Here is a 20,839-nt window from a genome sequence, read left to right on the forward strand (position 1 = left end):
CGGCTCGATCCGGCCGGCCCTGTCCGAGGGCTATAGGACTCTCCACAGCGGTCGCCGGTGTCGTGTGCGCTCGTTCTCGGTCAGGCCGCCCCAGATGCCGTGCTGCTCGAAGTGCGCCAGTGCATGCTTGCGGCATCGGAGAAGCACGGGGCATTCCTCACAGACGCGCTTCGCCTCGGTTTCACGCAGCGCGCGTTCGTGACCGGCTTCGTTCTCGGGTCCGAAGAACAGCGAGGGGTCCGCATCGCGGCAGCGGCTGTGTCTCTGCCAGTCGGTGTCGGCGGCCGACAACGCGATGGTGTGTTGTCTTGTTGCAGGAAGCGTCATGATCTTCGCCTGGATGTGGGGTATGTGCGAACGGCCGACGGAAGCGATCGACCACGATCTTGTGTCGGAACCCAGGGTCAGTGGACGGCGCTGCAGGTGACGGTGGCGGTGGTGCATGTCTTTCCTGCGGTGTTGCGACAGGTGACCTCGACGATTCCGAGGCTGCGACCCCGGTGCACGATCTTCGGCGCGAACGTGACGGGTTGGTCCGACGGGCACGGTCGCAGATACGAGATGTGGATCGAGGTGGCGCGGAAGCCCGCATCGGCGGAGAGCGCCGCAGAACCGGTGATCTCCGAGGCGCACAGAAGCACACCACCGTGAATGTTACCCATCGGATTGGCCAGCACCGGGGACGGACCGAATTCGAGGCCACCGGCCCCGCGCGTGTGCTCGGCTCCCAGCAGTTCGATGATCGAGTCTGCTCGGAGTCGTGAGTTCAGATCCTCGGAGGAAACCGCTGGTGCGCCCGGCGGGTCGGTGAGTGGCACGGTCTGGAGGCGGGTGGACCCGCAGGCGATGAGACGGCCCTGCGCATCGACGATCCGACCACCAGCCAGCCCGGTCCGCGCGCCTCGACCCAGCATCCAACTCTCGGCGCGCAGAACCGATCCGTCGACCGGTGGATCCGCTACGAAGTCGAGGTGGATTTCCGTGCTCACCGCCCAGAATCCCTCGGGCGTCATCCCACTGACGAGATGTCCCATCACGTCGTCCATCACGACACCGAGAGTTCCTCGGCACGGTCGTCCGTGATCGTCGGCAAGCCATGGCCCCGTGACCATTTCGGAAAACCCGTGAGAGTCGTTGCCGGTCACATCGGAGACTCGGAACAGCTTTTCGGCGCCGGTGGAGAAGAATCGAAGCGCGGTCGGGGTGTCGCTGGTCATGGCTCTCCTGACGGACGTGCGGTGAAGCCCGGTGCGCGAACGCGCGCCAGGGCTGTCGGGATGGGGCTCAGACGCCGCGCTGGGCCTTCGCGGCTTCGCTGGCGGCCTTGCTCTTCTCCCGGGCGGCGGCCCAGTCCGCGTCGGTCATGGAGGTCAGGCCGGCGAAAGTGCCGGGCCCGGCGAGCATCTGGCCGCCATCCATGGCGATGGTCTGCCCGGTGAGGTAGTCGCATGCGTCCGACAGCAGGAAGATCGTCAGGTTGGCGAGCTCCTCGATGGTGCCCATCCGCCCCATCGGGACCTGGTCGGCCTGGGTGGCGCCGACCGCGCTCTTGTCGGTGGGATTGAGCATCTCCCAGGCATAGTCGGTGGGGATCGGTCCCGGGGCCAGGGCGTTGAGGCGGATTCCGTAGCGGGCCCATTCGACGGCGAGGGACATGGTCATCGAGTGCACGGCGGCCTTGGCCATCGCGGAGGGGACGACGAACGCCGAACCGCTCCACACCCACGTGGTCAGCGTGGACAGCACCACGCCCTTGGTGCCGCCTTCGATCCAGCGGCGGCCGGCGGCATGGGTGGTGTTGAACGACCCGTTCATCACGGTGGAGGTGACGGCCTCGAAGGCCCGGGGGCTGAGCGATTCGGTGGGGGCGATGAAGTTGGCGGCGGCGTTGTTGATCACGCCCGTGAGAGGTCCGTGTAGGGTCCAGATCTCGTCCATCGCGGCGGACACCATCTCGGCGTTGCGGACGTCGACGGTCTGCCAGTGGACCGAGCCGGGGCGTGAGACGGATGCCTCTGTGGCGGCTTCTTCGAGGACAGCGGGTCGGCGGCCCCAGAGGTGGACGTCGGCGCCGTGGTCGACCAGGTGGCGGGCGACGCCGCGACCGAGGCCGGTTCCGCCGCCGGTGATGAGGATTCGCTTGCCGGCGAGGGCCTCGGACGTGAACGGGGAGGTGGTCATGCCGTGGGTCCTATCGGTCGGAGAATGGGGATCACAGTCCCAGGCTCTTGCTGATGATTTCGCGTTGGATCTCGTTGGTGCCGCCGTAGATGGTCGGGGCCAGGGCGCGGCGGACCTGTTCTTCCATGCCGTATTCGCGGGTGTATCCGTAGCCGCCCATCATCTGCATGGCCTCGAGGGTTGTCTTCTTTGCGATCTCGGTGCACTTGAGCTTGGCCATCGAGCCCTCGCGGTTGAGATTGTCCTCCTCGCCGGCGTCGATGCGTTCGGCGACCTCGTAGACGAAGGACTTCGCGAAGGCGATCTCGGTGGCGAGGTCGGCGATGCGGTGGCGGATCGCTTGGAAGCTGCCGATCTTGCGTCCGAACTGCTCGCGTTCGGTGACGAACGCGATGACGTCGTCGAGTGCGCGTTCGGCCGCACCGAGCGACATGGTGGCGATGATGAGACGCTCGACGCTCAGGCCGCGCATGAGGTGGCGCCACGCCTGGTTCGGAGTGCCGACCACGGCCGTGACCGGGACGGCCACGTCGGTGAAGTAGAGGTCGTTGCAGGTTCGGGCCTCCATGGTGGCGATGCCGTGGATCTCGAGGCCGGGGGTGTCGGTGGGCACCATGAACAGGGTCAGACCCTCGTGCTTGGAACCGGAGGAATCGGTGCGGGCGAGCAACAGGACGTGCTCGGCGACGTGGGCCGCGGAGATCCATGTCTTCTGGCCGTTGATCACGTAGTGGTCGTCGACGAGCTCGGCCTTGATGCGGACGCTGCCGAGGTCGGATCCTGCTCCGGGCTCGCTCAGGGCGATCGCCTCGAGCTTGCCTGCGGCCATGTTCGACACGATCGTGCGCTTCTGTTCGTCGGTGCCGTAGCGCAGATACGTCTGGGCGGCGGTCAGGCCGGTCGAGTAGCCGGTGATGGGGGCGAGGCCGCGCGAGGTCTCCTCGAGGAAGATGCACTCCTCGACCATCCCGGCGCCGCCACCGCCGTATTGCTCGGGCAACGAGACCGCGAGCCAGCCGAGTGCTGCGAACTTGTCGAGGATGACCTGGCTGTTGGCTACGGTGCCGCCAGCGGTGAGCACGTCGCGTTGTTGCAGGGTCTTGCACTCGGCGTCGCAGAACTCGCGGACCGCGAGTGCGAACTCGTGTTGTTCTCGGCTGAAGCGCATGTCGACAACTGCTCTCTGTGGACGACGGGGAGGGCGGCGTGAACTGGTGGGCAGGTCACCGGGCGGCGGGACGGTGGGGTCCCGCCGCCCGGGGAGCTGGGGCGGTCAGGCGCCGCGGAACTTGGAGAAGTCGGGCTGGCGCTTCTCGTTGAACGCGCTGATGCCCTCGAGTGCCTCGGCGGACTCACCGAACAGCTTGAGCGTGGAGTAGGCCATGTTGCCCTGGGCGATGAAGTGCTCGGTGTCGGCGTTGAGCGACTGCTTGAGCACCTTGAGCGAGGTGGGGGAGAGCTGCAGGATCTCGTCGGCCCATGCCCGGACCTCGGCGCGGAGCTGGTCGGCGGGTACGACCTTGTTCACGAGACCCCACTCCAGGGCCTGCTGGGCGCTGTAGCGGCGGCACATGAACCAGATTTCCCGTGCCCGCTTCTCACCGATGGCGCGGGCGAGGTAGCCGGTTCCCAGGCCGGCGTCGAAGGATCCGACGCGGGGGCCGTTCTGTCCGAAGATGGCGTGCTCGGCGGCAATGGACATGTCGCACAGCAGGTGCAGCACGTGTCCGCCACCCACGGCGACACCGTTGACGGCGGCGATGACGGGCTTGGGGGTGTCCCGGATGACACGGTGGAGGGCCTCGACCTCGAACAGGCCGCTGTCGGAGGGTCCGTAGTCACCGGTCTCCATGCGCTGCTTCTGGTCGCCGCCCGAGCAGAAGGCCTTCTCGCCGGCACCGGTGAGGGCGACGGCGCCGACCTCCGGGCTGCCCCACGCTGCCTTGAAGGCCTTGACGAGCTCGTCGACCGTGCGGGCGCGGAAGGCGTTGTATCGGTCCGGCCGGTTGATCGTGATCCAGGCGAGTCCGTTGTCGACCTCGTACGTCACGTCCGTGAATGCGGTGAAATCAGTCATCGACCTGGTGGTCCCTTCCTGCACTGGTTGCTCGCCGTCGCCGCGAGAACGGGGTCGCGGGACGGAGTCGTCGGGTTTGGTCCGACCGTATGACAAATGTATCCGCGTTAACGATCGTTTTCAAGGGGCGGGTGGGTTGCCGTGTCCTGACCGTGGTGGCGGGAACCGCACAGTATGCCCGCAGCGGAGCCCGGCAGGGGACGATTCCGGCCGAACCCTCGCCGGGAACCTCTGGAGGAATCGACATCCGCGACCAGCGTGAGGTGTGGCTGCGGCGGCCGGACCGACCGTAGGGTTCGCTCGTCGCTCCGCCCCCTGACCGGCGCCTTCCGCCATACCCTCATCCACGGAGAGTGAACCTCATGGAATTCGACGTCACCACACTGCACGGCCGCCGCGCGGATCAGCGCTGGAATCGGATGGTCGTGGGCGACCTGTTCGAGCGGCTCGTCTGGAGCAGCCCGGACAAGGACGCACTGGTCGGCTGGGCCGGGGCGTACGCCACCGACGGCTTCCGGCGCCTGACCTATCGACAGGCGGACGACGCGGCAAATCGCACCGCACAGGCGTTGCGCGCGGCGGGTCTGACCGACGGTGAACGGGTTCTGCTCTACTGCGAGAACTCCGTCGAGGCGGTGGTGACGATGTTCGGTATCGCCAAGGCCGGTCTCGTGGCGGTGCCGGTCAATCCCCACCTCGCCCCCGACGTTCTCGAGTGGGTCGTCGAGCACGTCGGTGTCCGGTTCACCGTCGTCGACGGCGAGTTCGGTGAACAGGCCCGAAAGGTGTTCGCACGGGCCGATTTGTGTGTGAATGTCACCATCCCGATCGGCGGTCCGATCGTCGCGGGCAGCCGCGACTTCGCCGAGTGGATCGCCGAGCAGCCGGCCGACGAGCCGTCCGGCAACCGGCACGCCGACGACGTGTGGAGCATCCTGTTCACCTCCGGTACCACCTCGATGCCCAAGGCATCGATGGCAACGCACACGTACTCCTACATGGCCGGCTTCTCGTACGCGATGTCGCTCACCCGCGGCCTGGACTACGAGCAGGACCTGACGACGTGCACCTTCTTGCCGATTCTCTATCACTGCGGCCACAATTCGACGATCCTGCCGACGATCCTGGCGGGTGGCACGATGGTGCTCGGCCGTCGTCCCGATCCGGCGGCGCTGGCCGCCGCCGTGACGACGGAGAAGGTCACGGCTGTATGGGCCGGGTCTCCGGCCTGGGTCCAGCAGCTCGCCACGCGTGGCCTCGATTGCGACGACGTCGATCTGTCTTCCCTCACCGTGGTGATGTTCGCCTGGGGATCGATGAATCCGGGCATGGCGCAAGACCTGGCGAAGGCGTGCGGCCCGCAGGTGAAGATGCTCGAAGTCTTCGGGCAGACCGAGGCGATGTCGTGCTATCGCTTCTGGCCCGACCGGCATCCGGGCAAATTCGAAAAGTCGCTCCGCGGAACCAATTACGTCGGTGTGCCGAATCCGCTGTTGGCTGCCGACATCGTCGATGCCGACGGCAACAGTCTCCGCGGTAGGCCGGGCATCGCCGGTGAGGCCGTCTACCGCAGCCCGGTGGTCACCGCCGGCTACTACGGGGACGTCGCAGCCACACGAGAGGCGTTCCGCGACGGTTGGTTCCACTCCGGGGACAGCTGCATGTACGACGAGGACGGCCTGCAGATCATGGTGGACCGGTTCAAGGACATCGTGAAGTCCGGCGGTGAGAACGTCTCGAGTCTGCGCGTGGAGGGTGTCCTCGTGACCCATCCCGACGTGTTGCGGGCCGCGGTGATCGGCGTGCCCGACCCGGTCTGGGGTGAGAAGGTCACCGCCGTCGTCACCGTCGCGCCCGGTCGAGAAGCCGACGTGGAGGGCATCCTCGCGTTTGCGCGGGAGCGGCTGGCGGGATACGAGGCCCCGAAGGATATCGTCGTGATCGATCGCATGCCCGAAACCGTCGGCGGCAAGATCATGAAATACAAATTGCGCGAGCTCTTCACGAGGGAATGCTGAGATGTTCGAAGGTGTTCCGGCTGCAGATCACCGATCCGGTCGAGCGGTCAGTGGCGTCCCGGCGGTGATGTGGTCACGGCAACGATGAAGGTGCGCCGGAGCGTGATCGTGGACAAATACGCGCTGGTCATCGAGCGGAGCTGTTGCGCCGCGACCTGATCCCCATCGCTCCGCACACCGGCGCCGACCAATCGGCCTGCTCGGTGACCGCGAGCTCTCGGTCGACTGCGCCCGCGATGTCCGAGGCGAACGGAACGACGCGTCGGGTGGTGAGGTCGACATGGGGTGCGACGACCTCGAGCGTGTTCGCCAGCGACTCGGTCGTGTCGTCGACGAGCAGGGCCATGCCGTGGATGACCTTGTCGGAGCGTTCGACGACCCGGAAGTATGCCGAAACCCGGTGTCCGACGTGTACTTCCGCGTAGTACTTCAGGTGATGTTCGGCGGTGAAGAAGCCCTGCCTGCGGGTCGCACGATAGTCATCGGTCAGGCCGATCCGGCGGAAGGCGGTGTCGATGGCTTGGGCCCCCAGGTCCAGGTAGTGCCGGATGTTCATGTGACCGTTCGCGTCCTCGAACTCCGGTGGGACGACCAGTGGTCCGAGTTCGCGAGGAAGCCGCACGACTTGGTCGTATGTGGGCACGGTGGCAGTCATCGGTCTCCTGGTGGGGTGCATCACGACGGCGGTCGGTGGCCGGCGCGTGGACGTGTTCCGACGCGAGCCGGTCCCGCGGGTCGTGCCGCATCGCCGACAGCGGTTCCTCCACTATAACGATCGTTCACACGTCGTGCTAGACTCGCCGAGTGGACAGGAGCCGGAAGATTCTCGATACAGCCGCAGAACTGTTCTACGAAAAGGGATTCCACGGTACGAGTGTCGACGAGCTGGGTGCTCGCGCGGGTCTCACGGGTCCGGCGATCTACCGGCACTTCTCCGGCAAGGACGAGATCCTGGCCACCCTGTTCGACGAGGCAATGGACGAGCTGATCCGTGCCGTCGAGCCTGTGGACGACGATGCCGACATCGACTTCGAGCGTCTGGTTCGCCATCATGTCGAGTTCGCGATCCGGCACCGGCACCTGGTGAATGTGACCCAGCGGGAGGACCGCTCATTGGTGGATCCCTGGCGTCGCAAAGTCAATCGCCGGCGCAAGCTCTACGTCGACTGTTGGGAGAGCGCGGTGGCCCGGTGCCTCCCCACAGCGACGTCGGCGGAGGTCGCCGTGGCAACCCAAACCTGCCTCGGCACGATCTTCTCGATCGCCTATTGGCCGACCAAGGTCAGCCGCACCCCAGGACTGGCCGACCTGATCGTCCGTCTCACAAACGAGGGACTCGACGCCTTCCGCGGCTGACCCCGGCGCCGGTGACGAAGCGCTTCGAGCCGGTGCGGGTCGGTCATGCCGATCTTCGGTCCTTTGCCGGGCTACCAGAGGGAGCAGGCCGGTCGTGCCGGAGTGCTTCTGCGGGTTCGGTGTCCGCTTCGGGGGCGACCCGGTTGCCGTCACGGGTTTCGAGGGCGGGGTGGCCCTGGAGGCGGAGTACGAGCAGCGCGGTCTGGGCGCTCAATTGGTCGGATGCGTTGCCGGTGACGTCGAGTCCGGTCAGGGCGTGCACGCGTGCCAGTCGCAGGCGCACTGTGTTCTCGTGAACGCCGAGTCGCTGTGCCGAACCCCGTACGTTGCGTGCGGTGTCGAACCAGCACTGCAGTGTGTGGAGCAGGTCGGCCGTTCCGGGGGCGCCGCGCAGCAGTGGCCCCAGCACGTCGTCGACGAAGTGCCGCACCGCCGAGACTTCACTATGGGCGAGGAACAGGCGTGCCGGTCCCAGGTCGTCGACGGCGAAGATGCGGTGGAACGTACGGTCGGTGAAACGGTCGATGCAGAGCACGGCCTCACGCGATTCACGGTATGCGCGGGCCAGCGCGGTGGGTTCGCAGACGGAGGACACGCCCGCGATGAACTCCTGCGACCGGAACAGTGCATTCGCGGCGCGCGCCAGGGCATCCTTGACGTTCGCGACGGTCGCGAGGGCGCCGACATTCTCGCGAGCTTCGACCAGGAGCAGGATGCCTTCGGATCCACGGGTGGACAGGACTTCGACGCCGAGATCTCGTTCCATCCACTCGGCGAGCACGCGCTCGGAATCGGCGAGGTCGTGATGGGAAGCCAGAACGTACACCAGCACACGCCGAGCGTGGATGTTCACTCCGAGATACTCTCCGCCGGCCGCCAGATCATCCAAAGCCCCGGTGCCTCTTACGAGTTGGCGGGCGAGGGAAGACTTCGCGTTCCATGCAACCCGCGCGATGCGGCGTTGGACGAGGAACTGGGCGCCGATTCGGCGCGCGCTGCGCGCGGCGGCGTACTCGTCCGTCGGGCTCAGCGGTGACGGATGTTCGTCGATGACGAGCCATCCGAAGTGTTCGCCGCGTTCGACGACCGGGGTGACGATCTTGCGGCGGGTCAATCCGGTGGTGGGACCGGCCGCGAGTACGACCGGGTCGGGGGCGGTGACTGTTCCGGGGTTGTGCGCGCGGAGGATGTCCGTCAACGCCGGTGCGGTGGCGTGGCCGGTCGTGTCGGGGGTCGCGGCGGCGATGGTGCGGCCGCGTCGGTCGAACAGCAGCACGGACTTGCCGGCGAGTGCGGAACAGGTGCGCACGATCGCCGACATGCAGTCGACCGCGGTGACGGCGTCGTCGAGACGTTCGTCGACCAAGGTCCGCTCGGCGGCCAGCTGCCGGCTCTGCTCGAGGTCTTGCCATCGCCGCTTGTGTTCCTCCGTGTCGAGGGCGGTGGTGGCGGCGTCGTCGAGCAGTGTGCGGAGCGCGGTGAGGGCGGTTCTGTGCTGGTCGGTGAACTCGGCTGTGGGATCGGCATCGGTGAGGACGAGGAGGCGAGTGGGTTCTGCACCGTCGTTCGACAGTCGCAGCAGGCATACCCGGGCGACACCGGGTCCGTCGAGGTCGGTTCCGGACAGCGATCGGCCCGATGCGTGCACGGTATCGGGGGAGTTCAGGGCACGACGCACGAGAGGGCAGTCCGATCGAACGCGGCGCGGTGTCGACGCGGATCCGATGCCGGGAAGGGGGAGGAGCACGCCGCGGGAGTCGTCCGAGACGAGCATGCCTGCGGATGCGAAACCGGCGAGCGTGGCTGCCCGGGAAAGCAACCCGCCGAGCAACCGGGGAAGTGCCGCCGAGGCCGGCGCAGGCGGTGTCATGGTGCTCGCCTCCTTGTCGTCCTGGTCGGCCGTGCCGACGACCTGCGCTGTGAGCCCGGTGTGCGGGATCCGTCGCCGCGGCGAGATCAGCTTTCGACGAGCAGCTTCCGCACGGCGGCGGCATGCTCGATGGAAGCCTCCATCGATGTGGCGGCCGGGACGAGCGTGATGTTGTCCGCTCCTGCGTCGACGAACGCGCGCAGCCACTCGGCAACCTGTTCGGGTGTGCCGGCCGGTGCCAGGTGCCGGAACTTGTCCCGGGGCAGGCGGTAGAGCGCGTGCATCTGCTCGCCCACTAGGCGGTCGGCTGTGGCGGCATCGTCGTCGAGACCGCACCAGACGTTGACACCGAAAGTGCTCGGAGTGCGGTTCTCTCGGTCGGCGGCCTCGAGGATCGCGGTGCGGGTTTCGGCGAATCGGCGGGGCGTGGAGAAGATGGCGAGCCATCCGTCGCCGTACTTCGCGGTTCGACGGATCGCGGCGTCGCCTCGGCCGCCGATGACGATCGGCACGGCCGGCTGGGGCGCGGGCAGGATCCGGGCACGTTCGAGGGTGAAGAACTCTCCGGTGTGGGTGACCTCTTCGCCGGACAGCAACGCTCGGAGAACCTCCAGTGTTTCGTCCAAGCGGCGCCCCCGGGTGCGGGGATCCACCCCGGCGTTGGAGATCTCGGAGCGGTCCTCACCGCCGACTCCCGCGCCGAGGACCAACCGGCCCGGGGCGAGTTGCGAGATGGTCGAGATCTGGCGTGCGGCGAGCATCGGATGCCGCAGCCCCAGCAGATAGACACCGATGACGACGGAGAGCGTGTCGTGGGCCGCGAGCACCGACGTGGCGGAGACCATCCCGTCGAAGCCGGTACCGCCGTGGAAACTGATGTGGTCACCCACCGTGATGTGGTCCAGCCCGGCATCGGCGGCGGAAGTGAGCAGTCGCCGCCGCGCGAGCGGGTCCGGGACCAGCAGGGAGTCTGTGACCGACAGACCGACGCGGAGCACCATTTCGACCCTTTCAGTAGCTATGGACTGACCGTAAGGCCAAAAGGTGCTCGTGGCAAGTGCCTCTTTCGGACGGAAGCAGGTCGAGCTCATCGATATCAGCGGCATCGCCATGTCCGAGGTTGCCGTTGTCGCCGCTCTACGGCGGTACCGACGAGATCACGAAGGCGCTGGTAGCGTGCTGGCTTCCAGCCGGTCGGCGCGCCGCATGCGCCTGGCCGGAACCTTTGCGGCTGTCCGCCATCGCGCACTTGCGTCGGACCTGGGCCCACATCTCGACGGATGAGGGCCCAGGTCATCGCACACATGATGTGCAGCATCCTTCCTAGAGCAACTCGTCGATGCTCCGGAGCCGACCGTGGTCGGCCTCGAACCCGAACGGCGCATACCAGGATCGCTGGAAGGCCAGAAGCGGACGGGAGGATTCGACGACCCACCGGCCCAGTGCTCGGCGGACGTCGTCCGAAAGCGACTCGTCCTGCACGACCGTGCTCACCGTGGTGGCGAGAGCGCTGGCCAACTCGATGAGCTCGGTGGTGCCTGTGGACGCGCACTCGCGTGCGGTCCTGCCGGCATCGATGTGCTCGGCGAGGGTGGCGGTCGCCGCGGTCGCCGACTGGGGCAGCCGCGCCAGCAGACCCTCGGCCATTCGGAGATACTCGCCGAGTTCGAACCGGGACCGTTCGTGGATCCGGTAGATCCGCGTACCCAGGAATTCCAGGTAGTCGACGACGAGGGGGAGTTGCTCGGAGGCAAGGGGATCGGACCGGTCCACCGCCGGCGCGACGCCGTCGAGCAGGGATTTGCGCAGAGCGCCGAGAGTGTTGCGCGAGTGATCCATTACAGCACCTCGTTCAGGAGAGTGTTCAGCTCGTCGGCTGCGACCGCAGCCATGCCCTTGACCCGGCACAGGACGACGTCCTGATGTGACTTGCCCAGCTTGGCGACCCGGTGCGCCGAGGCCAGGGTGGAGACCACGATCTGATACGCGTTGAGGATCTTGTAGAAGGTGATCTTCTTCGGATCCACGGCCAGACCGGTGGCGTCCTCGTAGCGTCGGTAGAAGTCATCTTCGGGGACCAGTCCACACACCAGGTAGCGGCCGTCCTCGTCGTAGTGGCCGAAGGTGGACTGCGTGGTCCACGCGAGGTCGCGGTGCCGGTCACCGAGATGGCCGCGTTCCCAGTCGAGCCAGGCCGTGATTTCGAGGGTGGATTCGTCGTAGAGGAAGTTGCCGCTGCGGTAGTCACCGTGGACGATGCCGACGTGGTCGAGCACGGGCAGGTGGTGACGCATCCACTGCTCGGCCACGTCCATGAGCGGCAGGTCCTCCGCTCGGTCCTCTTCCCACGTGCGCCGAGCTTGGTTGAGGAGCCACCACGCCGCGTCGTCGGTTCCGATCCGGGGTCGGCTGAGGCTGGTGAACGTCGTTGCGGACAGATCGAAGGTGTGGAGGGTCGCCAGAGAGGACATGAACTGGTCGGCGAGTGGCTCGCGGGCACCCGGGCCGAAGTTGGTGCCCAGACCGCTGATCTTCCCGGTGGTGGTCGTCGACGGTTTGGTGACTCCGGAGACGTAGGAGTAGATCAAGGCGGGTTCGGGAAAGAATTCCCCCTCGACGTCGATGAAGTGAGGACGGGGGACGGGGACCGTGCCTTGCACGGCGCCGACGAGCTCGAACTCACGGAGCCGGCTGGTGGCATTCGACCCTTCGGCGGGGTCCATCCGGACCACCATCCGTTCGCTCGCCCAGGACTCGGAGTCCTTGCGGTGCAGGGTGAATCCCATCTGAATCTTGGACACACCGCCGGTGAACCATCGTGTGTCCGACACCCGGAAGGGGTCGTCGATGTGGGTGGAGAGGAAGAACTCGACGCACCGGACGAACTCGTCGAGGTCCATCCGTCGGTACGGGCCGAGCGCGCGGCGCTTCATCTTGCGGGTCAGTGTCCGATCGACTTCGGGCTCGGTCGGATACAGCGCGCGGAGATGTTCGATTTGGGCGTCGGTCGGGTCGTCGGCCCAGTCTCGGTCGGGCAGGGGCAGGGTTGCGCTGGTCATTCGAGATTGCTCCTACTTCTCGCGGCCGTGGCGGGACATCCGCTCGGCCAGGTAGTCCAAGCCGAAGATGTCCCCCATCTCGCCGTAGCCGACGGCGGTGCCACGCTCGTATCGGAACAGTGACTGGTAGCAGACGTGGGACGGGTTGAACGTGTACCACGGGTGGCCCGCGATCGCGCTGCCGAAGAACTCGTGCTTCTTGCCGCGGACGTCGGTGGCGGTGATGTGGTTGCTGAACGCGAGCATGTCGACGCGCTCGGCTCGAATTGTCCCGTCGATCAGGCCGTGGACTTCGCCGTGGTCGACGACGTAGCCGAAGCGGATCTTGTCGTAGAACACTTGTCCGCGTTCGATCCGCATCGGGACGGCCATGTGCATGGCGAATTCTTCACCGAAGTTGATCGAGACCCACGAAACCGAGCGGGTGCCGATTTCGGGGCGGGGTCCCCAGCTGTGGTCCATTCCCTCGTAGGATTCGACCTGGTAGGTCTTGCCTCGCAGTTCCAGCTCGCCGCGGATGCGGCCTTTGACTTCGAAGTGGCCGTTCTCCCATTCGTTGCCTTTGCGTGGATCGTTCGATGTGGCTCGATCGATGTCGAGCAGTGGGTTCTGGTTCGGGTCGTGTGGGTCGAACGGGTCGTGGAGTCCCTCGAAGGTGAGGTCGAAACTCGCTGCGCCGAGGGCATTCTTGTATTGCATCCGGTAGTTGCGTGGACCGTCCGAGGAGACGGTCAGGCCGTTCTCCAGGGAGTAATTGCTGAACGATTCTGGGCAGGGTAGGTGCATCTGAGGATCGGTGAAGTCGACCTCGTAGGGTTGGCGGCAGAAGCCCTGTCCCAGGATGACCGAGGAGAGGGTGACGCCGAGGTTGGGGCGGGCCAGCACGTAGGCGTTGCCCAGGATTCCTGCCTCGGGGACGGAGATGATCAGGACGGTGGTTTCGGTCCAGGTCCGGTCGGTGAGGTCGCGGGGATGGAATTCGGTATCGGTGTAGTGGATCACAGGTTTCCTCGTGTAGGGGAATTCGGGAGAACCGATCGGTCGGTTGCGTCAGTCATTCTGGAGTTGAGCAGTTTTCGTACTATTCGGTGTGGTGGCCGGGAGAGTCTTGGAGAGCGCGATCATGAGCACACCCCCGATCCCGAGGACGATCGCGCCGACGAGGAAGGAGACGCTGTTGCCGGTCTCGCCGGGGAACGCGTCGCGGATGACGCCGAACATGTACGGGGAGACGAATCCGCCGATGTTGCCGATGCTACTGATCAACGCGATTCCGGACGCGGCGGCCGCACCGGAGACGACTTTCGGGGCGGTGGTCCAGAACGTCGGGATGGTGGCCATCGCACCGACCGTTCCGATGCAGATCGCGATGGCGGCGACGAGCGGACTCGACGATACGGTGGCCGCTGCGACCACCCATCCGCCCGCACCGATCAAACTGGGAACAGCGAAGTGCCACATACGTTCCTGGGTTCGGTCCGAACTCCGGGAGATCACCACCATGGCAATTCCGGTGAAGATGTACGGTACTGCAGCGATGTAGCCGATGCCGGTCGTGCCGACGGTGCCGCCGGTCATCTCCTTGATGATCGAGGGGAGGAAGAAGCCCATGAGGTAGATGGGCACGACCATCGAGAAGTACACGGCCGAAAGCGCAAGCACCCGGCTGTTTTTCAGGCCGTCCGTCCACGACGAGTGGCCGTTTCCGTCCCCGGTGACGCCGGAATTCTCCCGGCGGATCGTGTCGGTGATCCATTGCGCTTCCGAAGCGTCGAGCCACCGGGCATCGCCCGGCTCGTTCGGGAGGAACTTGATGATCACCGCGGCGAGGAGCAGGCAGGGTAGTCCCTCGGCCAGGAACATGAATTGCCATCCGTGAAGACCCCACGGGTGGAACGACATGAGAGTGCTCGTCAGAGGAGAGCCGATGGCCGAGGCGACCGGGATGGCAAGGAAGAAGAGTCCGAGGATTCGCCCACGGTTCGCGGACGGTACCCAGCGGGTGAGGTAGTACACCACGCCGGGTAGCAGGCCCGCTTCCGCGGCACCGAGCAGGAACCGCATGCCGTAGAACATCCAGACGTTGTCGACCAGTGACATCAAGGAAGTCACCAGGCCCCACGTCACCATGATGCGGGCAATCCAGATTCGGGCGCCGACCCGGTGAAGTGCGATGTTGCTCGGGACCTCGAAGAGTACATACGCGATGAAGAAGATGCCGGCGCCCAGACCGAAGGCAGCCTCGGAAAGGCCGAGGTCCGCCTGCATTTCGAGTTTGGCCACGCCGATGTTTGTGCGGTCCACGTAACTGAGCAGTGCGCCGAGAAACAGCATCGGAACGATCCGGAACGAGATCTTCCGCGAAATGGTGGATTCCGGACTCGGGGGACCGGATTCGTAGGGTTGTGCGGCGGTGTTCTGCCGGCGGTGGTTGTCCATGGTCACCTGAACCTTCTGAGGTGTAGGTCGCGGAGGGGCTGATACCCCAGCGGAAGTGACGACGTCACCGCGAACCATAAGAAGGCCCGGAACGACGAAACAACGACATCTTCGGCTCCATCCGGTATGCCGGGACACGAGCCGACTGTCGGGGTCGACAGGGTGGTTCTGCGATGTGCTTGTTGTTCAACGACGGATGCAGTAGAGCGCGTCCCGCGACACAGCCCGGGGTCGGGGCGCAGAACGTGGGATTCGCAGGGTCTGCGACGTTGTCTTCGGGAACCGAGCCCACCCTCGATGCCCAGGAGTGGTCTACATCACCTGTGGCGGTCGAGTGTTCCTCGGCAGGCGGGGATGCTCTACAACGACAGATCGTGACCAAAGACTCGGATCGCACGCAATTGGCTGCCGGCCCCGACGGTGGTGATGGGCACTCGCCCGGGCCCGCATTCGAGGTCTTCTGTGCCCGGTTCGCACATCGATTCCCGCGCGTCGAACCGCGCCGGCGGATGTGGGCTTATGTCCACGGACTCTTGGGCGATATCGAGCGCAAGAACGGGTGGACCCTCGCGGAGGCGGCGGGCGAGGCCGGCCCGGAGGGGATGCAACGGTTGCTGAACGCAGCATCGTGGGATGAGGATGGCGTACGCGACGACGTGCGTGACCTGGTGGTCCAGTTGGTCGGTGATGTCTGGCAGGGCCTGCTGATTGTTGGCGACCTGTATTTCCCGAAGCGAGGCGACCGGTCTGCCGGGGTGGCGCCCTGGGTATCGAAAACCGAAAGGACAAGCAACGCCCAGACCGGGATCTTCCTGGCGTACGCATCCCAGAAAGGGTGGGGCCTGATCGACCGGGAGCTGTACCTGCCGAGAGAATGGACGGACCATCGGGACCGATGCCGTGCGGCCGGCATCGACGACTCGGTGGGGTACCGGAGCCCGGCCGATCTAGCCGAGACAATGCTCGGCCGAGCTCTCGACGCAAACGTGCCGTTCGCCTGGTTCACTGCCGGCGTCCTCTATGGGCGAACGGAGAAACTGCGGCGATCACTGGAGGAGCGGAGCGTCCCGCATGTCCTCGAGATTCCGGGCGACTGCCGCGTGACCACGGCACACCTGCAGGTCTGCACGGCCCGCGAGGTGATCGACGAGTTGTCGGAAACGGTATGGCACAGGCTCAGCCACGGCGACGAGCTGACGGGACATCGTGTTCGAGACTGGGCGGCAGTGGACCTCCACAGGTCGGGACGACAATTCGGGAACTGGCTCCTCGCCGGACGATCGATCACCGACCCGTCCGACATCGCCTACTACCTGTGCTTCGGCCCGGCCGGCTGCATCCTGTCCGAACTCGCCCGAGTCGCCGAGGGACGGTCGGCAATCGAGAAGTGTCTCCGAGTCGCCCGAAAAGAAGCCGGTCTCAAGGACTATCAGGTCCGCGGATACCGGGCGTGGTACCGACACGTCACCTTGTCGATGGTCGCGGCGACGTACCTGTTGATCCGGCGCGGGAAGGACGTGGGCCGCGATGACGACTTGTCGCGTGTACGGCCGGTTCGTTCCCGGCCGAGCGCGGTGGCGCCGTGGTGGTGAAACGGCAGGTATGAGGTGGAGTCGGTTCGATCCCTCCCCAGCGGCGAGGAAGGTCCGAGCGGCAACGCCGGCCCCGCAACGTCAGATCTGATATGGATAGCTCCCTCGCGAGGCCAATCCTTGTTCGACGCCAACGCGATTGAGGTTTGAACCGGCGACGACTGAGTAAGGCGGATGCGGGGCATCACCGTGTGGTGCGTAACCGCGGGCCTCGTCAATCCTGGCTCCATTATTGATTTCCCCTTGAACTCGGTGTCGCACTCCCGATCTAGCTCGTCAAGGCTCGGCCTGGTGTCGGGGTTCGGGACCTCGGAGGGCGCGGCCAGGGGTGTGGTGTGTGCAGGGTCGAGTCCATGGCTTGGCACGGTAGCGAAGGAGATGGGGTTCACGGAGTGGATGAGCCCCCGAGAGGGTGTGCTGTCGGCGGCGGTGTGGGCGGGGTGTCGACCCGCTACCTGCTCTGCGGGACTGTCTGGGTCACGCTGTGCACCGGACAGCGCGGGGGTGCGGACGGTTCGGCTGCGGCCGGGCCGGTGGATCGAGGAGTGGGATGTACGGAGTGTGGAGGAGCCGGGAGCATTTCTCGGTGCCGGGATCGAATCCGGCCGCGACCTCGGTCGACGTGCACGTCCTCGCCGATGCCGCGCGCCGTGACCGCGGTGCTGGGCGGGGGCCGGCGCCGGTCATCGCTGAACTGGTCGTCCGGCGGTTGGCAGTTGATGTTCTTCGTCGAACCGGACCGGTTGCGGGAGATCACCCGCGGGCAGGGCCGCAAGTACGAGGGGGTGCGCGCCGGCTGGCTGCGCTGGTCTTCGACCATGCGCGCCGTTCCTCCGGTGGCGGAGACCAGTACTCCGACAGTCGATCTCGACACTCCCGTATCGCGAACCCGGCCGGAACCATGGTGATACCCACCGATGATGCGCCGTCGCTCCAGCCGCGTACCGACCCCGGGGTACCTCGAGATCCCGGTGCACTCGACGGCACCACGACCCACACGGTCATGAAAGACATCCACGGCTGGGTTGCCCATTAAGACGTTTGCCTCTCCCGCCCGGACAGAGGTACGGGGATCGGGTCGCCCGCAGCTGCCGACACCCCACCCCTCCTACCAGCGGCCCAACCCTTATCCCGGCGGGCGGGAAACCCAGCAGGAGACAGGGAATCGACGCAGCTAGATCCGCTGAAACACCTTCGCGCTGCGCGCGGCTCGAGGGCGTCCCGTGGGCGGGGTGTTCCGTTGCCGGGGTAGCTGGCCGTGCGAGTCCGGCCCGGTGTGATTACGAGCTCTTGCGTAGCAGCCCGGTCACTGACCGATACCTCGACAGGCCAGGTTGAGCAGCGGTGCAGGCAGAGCCCGAGGTGATACTATTTGGTATATCCCCAGTTGAGGTGGTGAAGACGATGTCGGTGGCGTTCGAGAAGGACATCGAGCGGCAACTGCGTGCGATCTCCCCGCGCGCGGAACTGGCGCAGCTCGGGAAGATCCGCGCCGTGCTTGCCGCGTCCGAGGCCGGATGGTCACAGCGTGAGATCGCACGTCGTGTGGGGGTGGAGCAGCCGGAGATCAGCCGGCTGCTGAAGAAGGCCCGCCTGCGGCCGGAGGTCCGGCAGCGCACCCCTCGTGAGGTGATGCTGCGGTACGCGGTCGGCGAGCTCACCCATGAGCAGATGATGGACGAGCTCGAGCACTGGGACTACACCTTCGGGGGCCCACCCGAGGACGATCCTGCCGCCGACGTGTATGTGCGCGGCAGCTGGGATCAGATCGAACGGGCCGGGGATCTGCTCTCCGATGACGACTATCAGCGCCTGCTGGAGGTTACCGCGGCGCGGCGGGCGGCGAGCCGCCGCTAGTGGAACAGCCCTGTGCCAAGACCCATGCCCGCCTCGACTCGTGGTGCGCGCCCGGTGGTGTCCTCGACGCCGGTGGTGACCGAGCGTCGTTTCGTCTGTATGCCGACGACCCGTCTCGGCGCCACACCCGCGCCGCGATCGTCGACGCCTACCTGGCCGAGCAGGACGGTATCGACCGGGACGGTCGGTGCGCGATCGTCACCGCCGGTGTCCCCGGCGCGGGTAAGTCCTCCGCGATCGAATCCCGCGGTCTGGCCGGCAAAGGCTGGCGGGTCCTCGACTCCGACCGCATCAAGGACCACCTGATCCGCGACGGCCTCGACCGCGGCGTCTACGACGACCTGCTCGACGTCGTGCTGCCGGACGGGCGCCGGCTGCGCCCGCGCGAGCTGGCCACGCTCGTGCACCGTGAATCCACCCAGATCCTCGACACCGTGCAGGAGCACTGCATCGAGGCGGGGGAGAACATCGTCATCGAAGGCACCTTCCGCTGGGACGGTCTCGGCGCGCAGTTGCTCACCGAACTCGGCGGGGCGGGCTACACCGAGCTGACGATCGTCGATGTGGAAGTCACCTGCGAGACAGCCCTTCATCGCGCGCAGCACCGGTGGTGGAGCGGCCGTATCGACCCGGACAACGAGCTCGGTGGGCGGTTTACCCCGACCACGGCGATCACCGACCTCTACCCGCATGGATCTGCACGGTCGATCTGCGCACGCAACGCGCGGGCGGCGTTCGATCATCCGTTGTCAGCGGTGATCGAGTCGGTGACGTTGTTCGTTGACGACTTCACCACCGGCACGCACGTCGAGTCGACGACCACCAAGCACAATGGCGTCGTCGACTACACCTCCGGCCACGACGACTGACGCGGTGCTGCGCTCCGGAGGCTGCACGCCGGGCATTTGCATCGGCGTCGAGTTGGTCGCGCCGCAACGGTCCGCGGGGAAGACCCTGCCCACCCGCCACTGAACATCTCGTCGTGCATCAGAAGGTACAGGAGGAGAACGAAGCCGAACGCGCCCGCCGCGAGGAACTGCGCGAGCAGCGCAAGGCCGAGCAGGAACTGGCTGCCGAACGCAAAGTTGGACAAGGAACTGGCGCACTACCGGTCGGCACTGGCAACAGGGGAGGCCAACGGCGACAGCGCTGCCGCCGAACGCCTGCGGACCACACTCGCCGAGGTCCAGGGCGCACTCGATGATGTCGACTATCGGGCGGCGAACATCCGAGCCGGGTACGTCTACGTCATCTCCAACATGGGTGCCTTCGGGATCACCATGGTCACGATCGGCATGACACGCCGGCTCGTCCGATGGACCGGGTGCGTGAACTCGGTGACGCGCCGGTGCCGTTCCGGTTCGATGTGCACGCCTTGTTCTTCTCCGAGGACGCGGTGACGGTCGGAGCCGAACTGCACGAAAGCGTTCGCCGAGCGGCGGGTCAACAGAGTCAATCCTCGGCGTGAGTTCTTCTACGCGACGCCTGAGGAAGTACTCGAGGTGCTGCGGCAGCCGGTCGGGGAAGTGCTCTCGTTTACCGCTGAACGCGGTTCGGGGAGTTCAGGGATAGGTCGGGTGATGTCGTTGCCGGTGTGGCTCGTCGGCGTTGCCCGTCGACCATGGTGGGGGCGCGTTGGTCATCCCGTCATCTTGAACGCCCGGTTGCCGCTCGGTGGGGTCCGAGGTTGGTCAGCATCGGGGCAGTGCGGCGGGTAAGGAGACCATGTCCCGAGTCTGGGCACGAGAGCGACGGAACTTTGCGGGCGTTGATGCGCTGTCGATGGTGGTGGGCCGGCCTGTCAGTTCCCGGGCGGTGAGACGATCCGCACCGACCGTGGCGGGCCTGCAACGGTGAAGCCGGCCCGACGGGCAGCTACTGCGAACGGTTCGGGGCTGGGGTCGGTCGGCCAGTCGGCCTCGCCCGCCTCACCGAACAGGGCGACCGCGTTCGGGTTCGGCCCGGTGGTGAACCGGGTCTGGTACCGAATTCCGGTGAAGCTGACGGCGTCGAACGCGGCGGCCCATTCCTGTGGTATCGCGTACGGGGTCATGGACGAGAGCTCTCGGGTCAGGCCGAAGTCCGCGGCCTCCTCCGCGCAGGTGTCGGCGAGGCGATGATCGTGTGGCACGACCAGGGTCGACAGGCGGCGGTCGGCGGCGAACTCCTCACTGATCACCCCTGTCGTTGCCAGTGTCTCTCCGACGGTTTCCCGGATCGCGGTGGGTTCGTCGAACGCGAGGTAGCAGGTGCCGCGGGGTGGTGTCAGATCGAAGCGGCCGCCGCCGGAGGAGGCGAACCACCACGGGCCGTTCGCTACCTGGTGCCCGCGGTGCAATGCCTGCGCCGGAGTGAGGTCGCAGCCGGGGAACTGGTGCAGGGGCCGGGCC

The 20,839-nt window shown here is 66.3% G+C and carries 20 protein-coding genes; 7 read left to right on the forward strand and 13 right to left on the reverse strand.

The window, feature by feature from the left end; all coding sequences use genetic code 11:
* Positions 1 to 30: 30 nt before the first annotated feature.
* The 5 genes from M1M07_RS10350 to M1M07_RS10370 all read right to left on the reverse strand — a co-directional run bounded on the left by M1M07_RS10350 (position 31) and on the right by M1M07_RS10370 (position 4,258).
* On the reverse strand, positions 31 to 327 hold the full coding sequence (locus M1M07_RS10350) for a WhiB family transcriptional regulator (protein ID WP_197250732.1): 297 nt from the start codon (positions 325 to 327) through the stop codon (positions 31 to 33).
* 77 nt (positions 328 to 404) lie between these two features.
* Entirely contained in the window at positions 405 to 1,217 is an 813-nt protein-coding gene (locus M1M07_RS10355; RefSeq protein ID WP_248674070.1) for a PaaI family thioesterase, read from the reverse strand.
* A 67-nt stretch (positions 1,218 to 1,284) separates the two neighbouring features.
* Complete coding sequence (locus M1M07_RS10360; protein ID WP_085470535.1) at positions 1,285 to 2,181, reverse strand: SDR family oxidoreductase; 897 nt, start codon at positions 2,179 to 2,181, stop codon at positions 1,285 to 1,287.
* Positions 2,182 to 2,212: 31 nt separating this feature from the next.
* Positions 2,213 to 3,349 carry an acyl-CoA dehydrogenase family protein gene (locus M1M07_RS10365; protein ID WP_248674071.1) on the reverse strand — a complete coding sequence of 379 codons (1,137 nt, stop codon included), beginning with the start codon at positions 3,347 to 3,349 and terminating at the stop codon, positions 2,213 to 2,215.
* Positions 3,350 to 3,454: 105 nt separating this feature from the next.
* Positions 3,455 to 4,258 carry an enoyl-CoA hydratase-related protein gene (locus tag M1M07_RS10370; RefSeq protein WP_248674072.1) on the reverse strand — a complete coding sequence of 268 codons (804 nt, stop codon included), beginning with the start codon at positions 4,256 to 4,258 and terminating at the stop codon, positions 3,455 to 3,457.
* A gap of 362 nt (positions 4,259 to 4,620) precedes the next feature.
* Between M1M07_RS10370 and M1M07_RS10375 the strand changes: the two genes are divergently transcribed.
* On the forward strand, positions 4,621 to 6,276 hold the full coding sequence (locus M1M07_RS10375; RefSeq protein WP_248674073.1) for a class I adenylate-forming enzyme family protein: 1,656 nt from the start codon (positions 4,621 to 4,623) through the stop codon (positions 6,274 to 6,276).
* Between the two features lie 127 nt (positions 6,277 to 6,403).
* On the opposite strand, the gene M1M07_RS10380 is transcribed toward M1M07_RS10375, so the two are convergent.
* On the reverse strand, positions 6,404 to 6,931 hold the full coding sequence (locus M1M07_RS10380; RefSeq protein ID WP_248674074.1) for a thioesterase family protein: 528 nt from the start codon (positions 6,929 to 6,931) through the stop codon (positions 6,404 to 6,406).
* Positions 6,932 to 7,080: 149 nt separating this feature from the next.
* On the opposite strand from M1M07_RS10380, the gene M1M07_RS10385 reads away from it, so the two are divergent.
* Entirely contained in the window at positions 7,081 to 7,632 is a 552-nt protein-coding gene (locus M1M07_RS10385; protein WP_248674075.1) for a TetR/AcrR family transcriptional regulator, read from the forward strand.
* A 43-nt stretch (positions 7,633 to 7,675) separates the two neighbouring features.
* On the opposite strand, the gene M1M07_RS10390 is transcribed toward M1M07_RS10385, so the two are convergent.
* The 6 genes from M1M07_RS10390 to M1M07_RS10415 form a co-directional block, all read right to left on the reverse strand.
* Complete coding sequence (locus tag M1M07_RS10390) at positions 7,676 to 9,502, reverse strand: CdaR family transcriptional regulator (RefSeq protein ID WP_248674076.1); 1,827 nt, start codon at positions 9,500 to 9,502, stop codon at positions 7,676 to 7,678.
* An 86-nt stretch (positions 9,503 to 9,588) separates the two neighbouring features.
* Positions 9,589 to 10,503, reverse strand: coding sequence for an LLM class flavin-dependent oxidoreductase (locus M1M07_RS10395; protein ID WP_248674077.1), 915 nt, complete (start codon positions 10,501 to 10,503; stop codon positions 9,589 to 9,591).
* A 322-nt stretch (positions 10,504 to 10,825) separates the two neighbouring features.
* Positions 10,826 to 11,341 (reverse strand): hypothetical protein, encoded by a 516-nt coding sequence (locus tag M1M07_RS10400; protein WP_248674078.1) that lies wholly within the window; start codon positions 11,339 to 11,341, stop codon positions 10,826 to 10,828.
* Complete coding sequence (locus tag M1M07_RS10405) at positions 11,341 to 12,561, reverse strand: phosphotransferase family protein (protein WP_248674079.1); 1,221 nt, start codon at positions 12,559 to 12,561, stop codon at positions 11,341 to 11,343. Before M1M07_RS10405 ends, M1M07_RS10400 begins: the two co-directional genes overlap by 1 nt.
* A 12-nt stretch (positions 12,562 to 12,573) precedes the next feature.
* Positions 12,574 to 13,563: a hypothetical protein gene (locus M1M07_RS10410; protein WP_229581023.1), complete on the reverse strand. Its 990-nt coding sequence runs from the start codon at positions 13,561 to 13,563 to the stop codon at positions 12,574 to 12,576.
* 48 nt (positions 13,564 to 13,611) lie between these two features.
* Complete coding sequence (locus M1M07_RS10415; protein ID WP_248674086.1) at positions 13,612 to 15,000, reverse strand: MFS transporter; 1,389 nt, start codon at positions 14,998 to 15,000, stop codon at positions 13,612 to 13,614.
* 401 nt (positions 15,001 to 15,401) lie between these two features.
* Between M1M07_RS10415 and M1M07_RS10420 the strand changes: the two genes are divergently transcribed.
* The 5 genes from M1M07_RS10420 to M1M07_RS10440 all read left to right on the forward strand — a co-directional run bounded on the left by M1M07_RS10420 (position 15,402) and on the right by M1M07_RS10440 (position 19,849).
* On the forward strand, positions 15,402 to 16,592 hold the full coding sequence (locus M1M07_RS10420; RefSeq protein WP_248674087.1) for an IS701 family transposase: 1,191 nt from the start codon (positions 15,402 to 15,404) through the stop codon (positions 16,590 to 16,592).
* Between the two features lie 638 nt (positions 16,593 to 17,230).
* Complete coding sequence (locus M1M07_RS10425; RefSeq protein ID WP_248674080.1) at positions 17,231 to 17,500, forward strand: hypothetical protein; 270 nt, start codon at positions 17,231 to 17,233, stop codon at positions 17,498 to 17,500.
* Between the two features lie 496 nt (positions 17,501 to 17,996).
* Complete coding sequence (locus M1M07_RS10430) at positions 17,997 to 18,449, forward strand: hypothetical protein (protein ID WP_248674081.1); 453 nt, start codon at positions 17,997 to 17,999, stop codon at positions 18,447 to 18,449.
* Complete coding sequence (locus M1M07_RS10435) at positions 18,449 to 19,318, forward strand: zeta toxin family protein (RefSeq protein WP_248674082.1); 870 nt, start codon at positions 18,449 to 18,451, stop codon at positions 19,316 to 19,318. Before M1M07_RS10430 ends, M1M07_RS10435 begins: the two co-directional genes overlap by 1 nt.
* Before the next feature lie 216 nt (positions 19,319 to 19,534).
* On the forward strand, positions 19,535 to 19,849 hold the full coding sequence (locus tag M1M07_RS10440; protein ID WP_248674083.1) for a hypothetical protein: 315 nt from the start codon (positions 19,535 to 19,537) through the stop codon (positions 19,847 to 19,849).
* A 401-nt stretch (positions 19,850 to 20,250) separates the two neighbouring features.
* On the opposite strand, the gene M1M07_RS10445 is transcribed toward M1M07_RS10440, so the two are convergent.
* Positions 20,251 to 20,829: an RES family NAD+ phosphorylase gene (locus M1M07_RS10445; RefSeq protein ID WP_248674088.1), complete on the reverse strand. Its 579-nt coding sequence runs from the start codon at positions 20,827 to 20,829 to the stop codon at positions 20,251 to 20,253.
* Positions 20,830 to 20,839 lie beyond the last annotated feature (10 nt).

The sequence above is a fragment of the Rhodococcus sp. HM1 genome, assembly GCF_023218075.1.
Lineage (GTDB): Bacteria > Actinomycetota > Actinomycetes > Mycobacteriales > Mycobacteriaceae > Rhodococcus.